Here is an 11,051-nt window from a genome sequence, read left to right as displayed (position 1 = left end):
TGACCTGGTACTGAAATAAAGTTCAAATTGTGGAACAGTAGTGACCTTCGGGTGCTTTTTTATACTGAGGTGAGTTAAACAGTCAAGCCGATATAACGCGAATAACCTGCTGCGCCCAAGTCTGACTTTAAGATCAGATAATCTGAATAAGTACTGGCGGTAATTTCATCAAACATATTCACCTGATCGTCATTGGCATGCAGATCATCTACCGAACGTGGCATGCTGTGCTCAAATTCATCGGTCATATATTCAAAGCCAATATCCATGGCAATAAATAAAGTATGTTCACATGGCTGTACATATTGTTCTTCAGTCCAGTCAATAATGTTCTGCTGGCAATGTGGACAGGCAATATTATCGGCGGCCTGAATATCGAGTTCGATCAGTTGGTAAGGCATATAAAAATCAGTCAGTTTGCTATCCATCTATTTTAGCAAATTTTATCTGCCGATTTTACTCAATTAAAATATGAGCCATAACAAAGGAATCCGTAGATTCCTTTGTTATGGCAATAAAAATAGAAAACTGGCTTATTTATGAGCCGCCTTATAACGTGACAGTGCCGTGACCGCTACCGCTGATACAACCACCGCAGGTAAACTTGCCATAAGGATACCTGTAGTTCCCAAACCTAATGCCAAAATTTTCCCGGTTAATAACGGACCGGTCATGGCACCTAAACGACCTAAAGAAATGGCGCTGCCCACGCCTGTGACTTTTCCTGCACCTGAATAAAAAATCGGTGAGATGCCATACAGAATAGATTGACCACCTGTAGAAAAGATCCCACCCATCACCCCGGCTAAAATTAATAGCGGAATCGAGGTACTGGTGAACAACAAAACCAAGGCAACAAATAAGCCGCTGTAAATAATGGCTGCCATTTGCCACAATTTTAAACGATCTAGCAAATAACCCAAACTCAAGGTTCCAATCACCGCACCCACCTGAAACACCAGCATCACCAGAAATGCCTGCTGTTTTTGCAAGCCTTGTTCCATCAGCAAATTAGGCAACCAGCTAATCAGAATATAGTTGATCATCAAGGTAAAAAAGAAACCTACCCAAAGCGGCACTGTATTTTTATACTGTTGCTGCTTGAACAAAACCTCGACCATGCCCGGTACAGCTTCGCCAGATCTTTTTTGCGCTACCGCTGCTTTAGGTTGATCTTTAAGAATAAAGCCCATAAAAGGGAGAAGCGCTAAAGGGGTTAAACCACCAATCAAAAATAAAGTCTGCCATTGAATATCTGGAAGCAGCATAGCCAAACCGGCGACAAAAATAGCACCAACAGGCAGGCCACAATACATCAAGCTATTGAGCTTACCGCGATTGGCTTCAGTTGCTTCATCTCCAACCACGGAAATCATGGTCGGCATTGCAGCACCCAGACCCAAACCGGTCAAGAAACGCGCAGCATATAAAACCTCGATGCTCGGTGCAATTGCAGTCAGCGACATGAACACACCAAAAATAGCCACAGACAACATCAAGACTTTCTTTTGTCCCAAATAATCCGCGATACGTCCGCCAAAGAATGCACCAAAGAGCATTCCAAAGACGCCCAGACTAAACACATAGCCCATCTGAACCTGATCTAAAGCAAAGCTTGCCGCAATTCCTTTTGCTGCAATTCCAGGAGCCTGAAGATCGAAACCCTCAAAAAATGCCACCCAAAAGCACAAGAAAATCGTCAATATTTTTCGTAATTTTTCACTATAAGGCTGTATCATGATTGATCTCCATCAATAACCTATAAATCGTTTGATAGCCTGACGATCCTATTTCCCCTATTCTTATCCTAATCTGGTCAGAGAAATACCACGACAATAGTCGGATTTAAGTCCATCAACTCTACTTAATACCCTTTCCATTAGACCTAAAAGCTAAAATTTATAGACTTTTTACATCTTAATAATTTTTATTATCTTTATAAATAAGACACTTAGTTAAATAGTAGTTATTTATAATTGAATGATAGCCGAGACTTATACAAAAACATCAGCCGATAAAAAGCCCGCATTGCGCGGGCTTTTTCACACTGTATTCTTAAGCAGATTTTTTCGTTTGTGCATTCTTACGAATCGTAATCATCACCAATTGAACAGCCGCAGGCGTCACACCCGGAATACGGCTGGCTTGCGCCAATGTTTCAGGACGTACATCCTTCAGTTTCAACGTGATTTCACGCGACAGCCCCGACACGATGTCATAATCGAAGTCGCCTGGAATACGGGTTTCTTCAAGACGTTTCATTTGTGCCACATCTTCATGCTGACGGTTGATATAACCCGCATATTTCACTGCGATTTCAATCTGATCACCGACCTGCGCAGATACATCAGAACCGGTTAACTCGGCAATTTGCGCAAATGAAATATTTGGACGTTTCAAAAGATCGATCGCTGAACATTCTTTAGATAAATCTGCGCCAGTCATCTCAACGAATTTCTTGCCCATCGGATTGTTTGGAGCCGCCCAAAGATGCTGCAAACGACCGGTTTCTTTTTCAACTGCTTCCATTTTTTCGCAGTAAACCGCCCAACGTGCATCATCGACCAGACCCAATTCACGACCGATCGCAGTTAAACGCTGGTCAGCATTGTCTTCACGTAACATCAAACGATATTCAGCACGTGAGGTAAACATACGGTACGGTTCTTTGGTGCCTAACGTAATCAGGTCATCTACCAATACACCCATATAGGCTTCATCGCGTTTTGGTGTCCACTGCTCTTGATCCCAGGCACGACGTGCAGCATTTAAACCTGCCAGCAAACCTTGTGCACCTGCTTCTTCATAACCAGTGGTTCCATTAATTTGACCAGCAAAATACAGGTTATTAATCGCTTTGGTTTCAAGGGTAAATTTCAACGCTTGCGGGTTGAAATAGTCGTATTCAATGGCGTAGCCTGGACGCAAAATATGCGCATTTTCCATACCACGGATTGAGCGAACCAACTCAAACTGCACATCAAATGGCAATGAAGTTGAAATACCATTTGGATAAAGCTCGTGCGTATCCAGACCTTCCGGTTCCAAGAATACTTGATGCGAGTCTTTATCGGCAAAACGGTGAATCTTGTCTTCAATTGATGGGCAATAACGCGGCCCCACACCTTCAATTTTACCGGTATACATCGGTGAGCGATCTAGACCACCGCGAATAATCTCATGCGTACGTTCATTGGTATGGGTGATATAGCAGTTCACCTGTTCCGGATGCATAGACGCATCGCCCATAAACGACATGGTTGGAGATGGGAAATCACCCGGCTGCGGTGTCATTACAGAAAAGTCGACCGAACGTGCATCGATACGCGGTGGTGTACCGGTTTTTAAACGCCCCACAGGTAAATTCAATTCGCGCAAACGTGCTGCCAATGAAATCGACGGCGGATCACCGGCACGACCACCACTGGATTTTTCCAGACCAACGTGAATTACGCCACCCAAGAATGTACCCGCAGTCAACACCACAGTTTTGGCATCAAAACGAATACCCATTTGGGTAACCACACCTTTGACGGTATCGCCTTCAACAATCAGGTCATCAGCCGCTTGCTGGAAAATATCCAAGTTCGCCTGATTCTCTAAAGTTTCACGAATTGCCGCTTTAAAACGGACACGGTCTGCCTGCGCACGTGTTGCACGAACTGCTGCACCTTTACGCGAGTTCAAAATACGGAACTGAATACCGCCTTTGTCGGCAGCCAGCGCCATTGCACCGCCCAAGGCATCAATTTCACGCACCAAGTGCGATTTACCAATACCACCGATGGCCGGGTTACAGCTCATCTGCCCTAAAGTCTCAATGTTATGAGTTAAGAGTAAAGTCTGTCGACCCATACGCGCTGCAGCCAGAGCTGCTTCTGTACCGGCGTGACCGCCACCGATAACAATGACATCGTATACTTTAGGATAATGCATAGTGGTAATTGAGAGATAAAAAAGGATAGCTGAGTATTATAGCAAATTTCATTCTAAAGTAGACAGATTCAGTCGAATTTATCCTGAGATAAAAAATGAATCATCCTGTACAAGAATCAAGCACTGTAATTTAACTTTGCAGAGGGACTATATAAATTAAACATATAAGTTCAGAAAATTACTCGATTTACACTGTTTAATTTTGAGTATTTTTTAAGCTATATACTGCTTACATTACAAACAAAGGTATAACTGATGAATAAGAATATTTTTCTCTCAACTGTTCTGTGTGGTTTATGTTTTGCGCCATTTGCAGCCTCAGCAAATGATAAGGTCGAAACCACTTATAATGCGCAAAAGTATCAACAGGTTTGTAAAGGCAAAACCCAAGGTGCTCAAGTCAGTTTTGCCCATCGAGGCATTATCTGGAATGGAACCTGTGAGCCACAGTTTTTCGCTTCATCAAAAAATGCTTCAATCAAAGGTGATGAAGCTGAACTCATGAGTACCTGTAGTGGCAATAGTAGCGCGACCACCGCCACCATTAATGGAACCGAAGTCAAAGGTAAATGTGCTTTAGGCTTTATGCCGCCACGCCCTCAGGGACAATCCCAAATGCACAGTCAGCCAATGCAACCACAAATGAGCCAGCCGCAAATGCAGCAACCAATGAATGACCAACAGACTCCGCCTGATGCGCAAATGCAAACTCAGCCAGGCATGTAAGCTGTCATAGCTCTAAATAGCTTACATTTCAAGTAAAAGCTTTGACGGGCAAAGTGAATACATTTTGCCCGTTTTATATTGCTTATTTATTCAGCTCCGCTACACTTAAAATCTATCTAAAAATCAATAATAAAAAGGATTTTTCATGGATTCGGGGTTTTTTAACTTTTTTTTGCCTATTACATTGGCAATCATGATGATGGGGCTGGGACTCGAATTAAAAATCAAGGATTTCCTGCGCTTAAGCCGCTATCCTAAAGTCATTTTTATTGCCCTATTTACACAACTCGTGCTGTTGACCAGTATTGCTTTCTTTATTTGCCTGATTCTAGACTTAGCTCCTTTACTCGCAGTAGGTTTAATGCTTCTGGCCGCTTCACCAGGAGGCCCAACCGCCAACCTGTTTAGCTATCTGTATAAAGGCGACGTCGCGCTGAATATCACCCTGACTGCCATCAATACCATCATTTCTATTTTCACCCTGCCCTTTATTATCAATCTCTCATTACAATACTTTATGAGTCACGACTCGACTGTGACATTTCCAGTTGAAAAAATGATACAGGTGTTTTTAATTACCCTGATCCCCGTGATCATCGGGATGCTGCTTCGAGCCAAATTTCCACATTTATCCATTACCGTCAGCAAATCGATGCGCTTCGTTTCAATTAGTTTTTTAAGCATACTCTTGATATTTGCCGTTTTTAGAGATCGTTTTAATCTCTTTGAATATTTTTCCAGTATTGGTTTAGCTACTGTGATTTTATGTTTTTCCAGCCTGTTTATTGGTTATTGCATTCCGCTACTGATGGGTATTCCAGAAAAAATGGCACGGGCCTGTACCTTTGAAATCGGCATTCATAATACGGCGATTGCGATCACCATTGCGATTTCGGTCTTAGGCGATGTCACTATGGCAATTCCGGCCGGCATTTACACCATTGTCATGTATAGTTTTGCGACTATTTTCGGGGTGATGATGAGTCGCCAATATATCGCTTATCGCCATAAAAATCGTTTATCGGATTTGTAATTTATTTGGCTGAGTCTGCGATAAAGCTGTATGCTTTTCCCAAGAAAAGCAAAAGTATTAAAATAATTTTTAACAAGGAGCATGACAGATGGATTCTGGCATTATTACGATTTTACTGCCGCTTGCGCTCGCGATTATTATGGTGGGTTTAGGTCTCGAACTTACCCTCAAAGATTTCGCCCGGGTCACCCAACATCCTAAAGCTGTTTTAGTCGCATTATTTTGTCAACTGGTCTTATTGGTCGGTATTGCATTTATCCTGTGTAAAGTTTTGGCCCTGCCTCCACTTCTTGCCGTGGGTCTGATGCTGTTAGCCGCCTCACCCGGCGGCAGTACGGCCAATCTGTTTAGCTATCTTTTCAAAGGTGATCTGGCACTCAACATCACCCTGACTGCGATTAATTCAGTGATTGCAGCCTTAACTTTACCGTTAATCGTTAATTTTTCGATTATGCATTTCATGCAGGACAGCCAGCAGATCACACTCCAGCTTGGTAAAATTCTTCAGGTGTTTGGCATCATTATTATTCCTGTCGCGATTGGTATGCTGATTCGACATCATGCACCACGCCTGACTGAAAAACTGAATAGACCGCTGCGTATTTTTGCAGTCATATTCTTGATTCTGATTATTGTCGGAGCCATCTATAGTGAACGCACCAATATTGCCGAATATCTGACTCAGGTCGGTGTCGCCACGGCATTGTTCTGTATTTTCAGCCTGACCATCGGCTATTTTGTCCCCCGCTTAATGAATATAGATACCGCTCAGGCACGGGCCAGTGCCTTTGAAATCGGCATTCACAACAGCACATTAGCCATGACCATTGCCCTGACCGTGATGTCCAGCACTGCTGTGGCCATGCCTGCCGCGGTTTATTCAATCTTCATGTATATTTTTGCTGCCATTTTTGGTCTACTGCTTAACCGCTTTGCACCATTAGACAGAACACCTCTTCTCTCTAAGGTTTCATAAGTCTTTATAGAGCTTTATACAGGGTGCTTCGGCATCCTTTTTATTTTGGGTATGCATCAAGAAGATAGCAGCGTTGTGTCTGAACTTCCGTTACAATAGCTTTTTGAAAAATGTATAAAGGTTATTTCTGTGAAGTGGTTACAAATTCATATTACGGTTGAACAAGCTCAGGTCGATTATACTGAGACATTACTCAGCTCACTAGGCGCAGTGAGTGTGACCCTGGATGATGCTGAAAACCAGGATTTGCTGGAACCACTTCCAGGCGAAACACCACTCTGGAATAAAGTGATTGTGACTGGTATTTATGCACAGGAAGAAGGCGAAGAAATTGACGTTGCTGCACTAGAAACCTTTATTGGTGCGCAAATGCCAGAAGCGCCGATCAAGTACGAATTCATTGAAGATCAGGCTTGGGAACGCACCTGGATGGATGCGTATGAGCCAATCCAGATTGCTGAAAAATACTGGATTGTACCGGAATGGATGCAAGCACCTGAAGCCGATGCAGTCAATATCAAGCTTGATCCGGGTCTGGCATTCGGTACAGGGAACCACGCCTCTACATTCTTGTGCTTACAATGGCTCGGCAAAATTGACGTTAAAGACAAAATCGTCATCGATTATGGCTGTGGTTCAGGCATTCTCGCGGTAGCTGCCCTGCTCTTAGGTGCTAAAAAAGCATATGCCACTGATATTGACCCACAAGCAGTTCTGGCCACCCAGCAAAATGCTGAACTGAATGGTGTACTGGACAAACTTTATGTCGGCCTGCCAGAAGAATTTAGAGATGAACTCGGCACTACCAAGGCTGACGTATTTGTTGCCAATATTTTGGCTGCGCCACTAATGATGTTGGCTCCTGAGTTCGCAACTTTAATTAAATCTGAGGGACAGTTCGCACTTGCCGGAGTTATCGAAGAGCAAGTTGCTGATGTTACTAGCATTTACTCAAATTATTTTGATATATTAGACGTAGAAAAACGAGACGAGCACTGGTGCCGTATCTCCGGTAAACGCCATAAGAATGAATGAGTCTACAAATAGTTTATGAGTGACAAACGAACCCATTGCCCTACCTGTTCCACCACCTACAAGGTCACAGTTGCTCAACTCACCATTGCGCAGGGTATGGTTTGCTGTCCCAAATGTACCACTTCATTTAATGCCTTATCGCATCTGGTGGCCGAAGCCCAAAACTCGGTCACTACCTCAGCGTCTCAGGATCAAACCTATTCTCGATATAACCCACCTGTATATGGTCGCGATCAACAGCAAAATACGCACAGTCTTTTATATATTTTCGATCAGAAAGTTGAACATTCAAATATCGATCTGGAAACCTATTTAAACAATCTGAACTATTTCAGTACCGAACCTATCTCGGTACTGCCGAGCATGAACTGGGAAGATCAGGCAGAAAAACAGATATACCGTGGGCCAATGTATTATATTGGCTGGAGCATCTTGAACCTGATGCTATTTGGCGTATTGCTGTTCCAGTTTTTCTGGTTTAATCCGCAATACATCAAAAATAGTCATATCATGAGTCTGGCCTTTAACAATGTATGCGAGGTGTTTAATTGTTCCAATCTGGAAAAATACTACACGCTGATTCAGGTCAATAAAGTCAAGATCAAGGCAACCAGTCACAAGAAAACTGAATTTAGCGGTGAGCTGATCAACTTCCATGACCGTAGCCTGGCTTTACCGATTTTAAAAATCAATCTGGAACAGCGCGGTGAAGTTGTTGCGACTTATAACCTGTCTGCCAAAGAGTATCTGATTGAAAGTCTGGTCAATATTGAACGTATCCCGAAAAACAGTCCATTTAAATTCAAATTTGAGCTTCCTGTCGATCGTAAAAGCTTTGATCGCTATAGTTTGGAAATAATTCGCCCTTAATCTGAATAGAAAGCATTAAAAAATTAAAAAAAGTTAAAAAAAATGCAGTTTTCTTGCTCACTTTTGCTTAGACAATGGTATGATACGCGCCACGAAAGCTATGTGCTGCAACTCCTCGCTACTTTTTCACAACAAATACAGTCTTGCCTAATGCGCTATAAAATTTATTGCGTATCGTGCAGATTTTTTTGTTTTGATTTTGGTCAGTAACAAAACTTTAACTATTGTTACGCTTATTTTTCGACCAAAACGTTGAGATGTGTCAAGCTATTGGCTCAATGCAATGATTAAGTTTTAGAACTCCAGTTTTAGGATCTAAAGCGGAGTTCATTTCAATTTTAGACCACTTTTTATATCGCTTTACCCAAGCGATATTTGTTTTTCGGATTAATTCGCATGAATAGCAAATCTCCTATTTTTACTGCACAATCTGATGTTGCTTTACGTATCCACGTAGATCGCGCAGTTCGCCATTATTTTGCGCAACTACAGGGCGAGCAACCATCTCAGGTATACGACATGGTGCTAGCAGAAATGGAGAAACCTCTTCTATCTGTAGTTCTAGAATATACACGTGGTAACCAAACACGTGCTGCCGAGATTCTCGGACTCAACCGTGGTACTTTACGTAAAAAGTTAAAAGCTCACGGTTTAATGAGTGAATAAATGATAAAATGCTTGCGGCTTCCGCAGGCATTTTTTTTAACCTGTAAATTGCTGATTTTGTTTTATTCTGTTCCTTGAAAACTGTGACGAAGATCATGACTATTAAACGCGCTTTAATCTCTGTGTCTGACAAGACTGGTATTGTTGAATTTGCACAAGAACTTGCTGCTCTAGGGGTAGAAATTTTATCTACAGGTGGTACCTACAAATTGTTGAAAGACAATAGTGTCGCTGTAGTAGAAGTTTCAGAGCATACTGGTTTCCCAGAGATGATGGACGGCCGTGTAAAAACGCTACATCCTAAAATTCATGGTGGTATTCTGGCTCGTCGTGGTCTAGACGAAGCTGTGATGGCTGAACACAACATTGATGCTATTGATTTAGTCGTTGTAAACCTCTATCCATTTGCTGCAACTGTAGCAAAACCAAACTGTTCACTGGCTGATGCGATCGAAAACATCGACATTGGTGGCCCTACCATGGTTCGCGCTGCGGCAAAAAACCATGCATCTGTAGGCATCGTGGTGAATGCTTCTGACTATGCCACTGTTGTAGCTGAGCTTAAAGCTGAAGGCGCTTTATCGCATGCGACTCGTTTCGACCTTGCAGTAAAAGCATTTGAACATACTGCACAATATGACGGCATGATCGCATCTTACCTTGGCGCTCGCGTAGGCAAACAAGAAGGTGAAGCGGACAAGTTTGCACGTACCTTCAATACACAATTGAACAAAGTTCAAGATCTTCGTTACGGTGAAAACCCGCACCAGTCTGCTGCGTTCTACGTTGAAGACACAGCGACAGAAGCCTCAGTTTCAACTGCGAAACAGCTACAAGGTAAAGAACTCTCTTATAACAACATTGCAGACACAGACGCTGCACTTGAATGTGTTAAATCTTTTGCGAAACCTGCTTGTGTAATCGTTAAGCACGCAAACCCATGTGGCGTTGCAGTGTCTTTAGACGGCATTCAAGCGGCTTATGACCTTGCGTATGCAACAGATCCCGAATCTGCATTTGGCGGCATCATTGCATTCAACCGTGAATTAGACGTTGCAACTGCACAAGCGATTGTTGAGCGTCAATTCGTTGAAGTGATCATTGCACCAAGTATTGCTGATGGCGTACTTGAAGTGACTGGTGCGAAGAAAAACGTACGTGTTTTAGTTTGCGGTGAACTTCCAGCAATCGATGCACGTCAATCGCAACTTGATTACAAACGCGTGAATGGCGGCTTGTTAGTACAAGATCAAGACTTGGGCATGATTACTAAAGCTGATCTTAAAGTGGTGACCAAGCGCGCTCCGACTGAACAAGAAATCGATGACATGATCTTTGCCTGGAAAGTCGCAAAATACGTGAAATCTAATGCGATTGTTTATGCGAAAAACCGTCAAACCATTGGTGTTGGCGCAGGTCAAATGAGCCGTGTTAACTCTGCTCGTATTGCTGCAATTAAAGCTGAACATGCTGGCTTGGTGGTTGAGGGTGCTGTCATGGCGTCTGACGCATTCTTCCCATTCCGTGATGGTATTGATAACGCCGCTAAAGCGGGTATCAAATGCATTATCCAGCCGGGTGGTTCTATGCGTGACGAAGAAACCATTGCGGCTGCTGACGAAGCAGGTATTGCGATGGTGTTCACTGGCATGCGTCATTTCCGTCACTAATTGATTCAAAGTCGTATTTATTAATCCCCCTAAATCCCCCTTTGTAAAAAGGGGGACTTTTCACAAATAAAGGGACATTTTTATTCGTGAAGCCCTTCTTTTTTACAGGGTGAGAAGCATGGCTTCGCAAGGTGGGATT

Annotated in this window: 10 protein-coding genes; 7 read left to right on the top strand and 3 right to left on the bottom strand. The window is 42.9% G+C overall.

All coding sequences use genetic code 11. The features are described 5' to 3' along the window. Positions 1-74 precede the first annotated feature (74 nt). From CWI32_RS07420 to mnmG, 3 genes are all read right to left on the bottom strand, one after another. Entirely contained in the window at positions 75-401 is a 327-nt protein-coding gene (locus CWI32_RS07420; protein WP_100535160.1) for a hypothetical protein, read from the bottom strand. Between the two features lie 132 nt (positions 402-533). After that, a complete protein-coding gene (mhpT, locus tag CWI32_RS07415) occupies positions 534-1,739 on the bottom strand; it encodes a 3-(3-hydroxy-phenyl)propionate transporter MhpT (protein WP_100534989.1) in 1,206 nt (401 codons plus the stop codon). Between the two features lie 316 nt (positions 1,740-2,055). Further along, positions 2,056-3,936, bottom strand: coding sequence for a tRNA uridine-5-carboxymethylaminomethyl(34) synthesis enzyme MnmG (gene mnmG, locus CWI32_RS07410; RefSeq protein ID WP_100328704.1), 1,881 nt, complete (start codon positions 3,934-3,936; stop codon positions 2,056-2,058). Between the two features lie 255 nt (positions 3,937-4,191). Between mnmG and CWI32_RS07405 the strand changes: the two genes are divergently transcribed. The 7 genes from CWI32_RS07405 (at position 4,192) to purH (ending at position 10,912) form a co-directional block, all read left to right on the top strand. Beyond that, positions 4,192-4,662 carry a hypothetical protein gene (locus CWI32_RS07405; RefSeq protein ID WP_005171252.1) on the top strand — a complete coding sequence of 157 codons (471 nt, stop codon included), beginning with the start codon at positions 4,192-4,194 and terminating at the stop codon, positions 4,660-4,662. 145 nt (positions 4,663-4,807) lie between these two features. Beyond that, positions 4,808-5,695 (top strand): bile acid:sodium symporter family protein, encoded by an 888-nt coding sequence (locus tag CWI32_RS07400; RefSeq protein WP_005171255.1) that lies wholly within the window; start codon positions 4,808-4,810, stop codon positions 5,693-5,695. Positions 5,696-5,783: 88 nt separating this feature from the next. Next, entirely contained in the window at positions 5,784-6,671 is an 888-nt protein-coding gene (locus tag CWI32_RS07395; RefSeq protein ID WP_005096694.1) for a bile acid:sodium symporter family protein, read from the top strand. A gap of 129 nt (positions 6,672-6,800) precedes the next feature. Beyond that, complete coding sequence (gene prmA / locus CWI32_RS07390) at positions 6,801-7,706, top strand: 50S ribosomal protein L11 methyltransferase (protein ID WP_005171256.1); 906 nt, start codon at positions 6,801-6,803, stop codon at positions 7,704-7,706. Positions 7,707-7,721: 15 nt separating this feature from the next. Next, complete coding sequence (locus CWI32_RS07385) at positions 7,722-8,576, top strand: MJ0042-type zinc finger domain-containing protein (protein ID WP_005171257.1); 855 nt, start codon at positions 7,722-7,724, stop codon at positions 8,574-8,576. 396 nt (positions 8,577-8,972) lie between these two features. Beyond that, on the top strand, positions 8,973-9,242 hold the full coding sequence (fis, locus tag CWI32_RS07380; RefSeq protein ID WP_001086304.1) for a DNA-binding transcriptional regulator Fis: 270 nt from the start codon (positions 8,973-8,975) through the stop codon (positions 9,240-9,242). Between the two features lie 95 nt (positions 9,243-9,337). Then, positions 9,338-10,912: a bifunctional phosphoribosylaminoimidazolecarboxamide formyltransferase/IMP cyclohydrolase gene (gene purH / locus CWI32_RS07375; protein WP_005096691.1), complete on the top strand. Its 1,575-nt coding sequence runs from the start codon at positions 9,338-9,340 to the stop codon at positions 10,910-10,912. Positions 10,913-11,051 lie beyond the last annotated feature (139 nt).

The organism is Acinetobacter pseudolwoffii, assembly GCF_002803605.1.
Classification (GTDB): Bacteria; Pseudomonadota; Gammaproteobacteria; order Pseudomonadales; family Moraxellaceae; genus Acinetobacter; species Acinetobacter pseudolwoffii.
The sequence above is the reverse complement of the archived record's forward strand: the minus strand, read 5'-3'. Positions and strand labels throughout refer to the sequence as shown.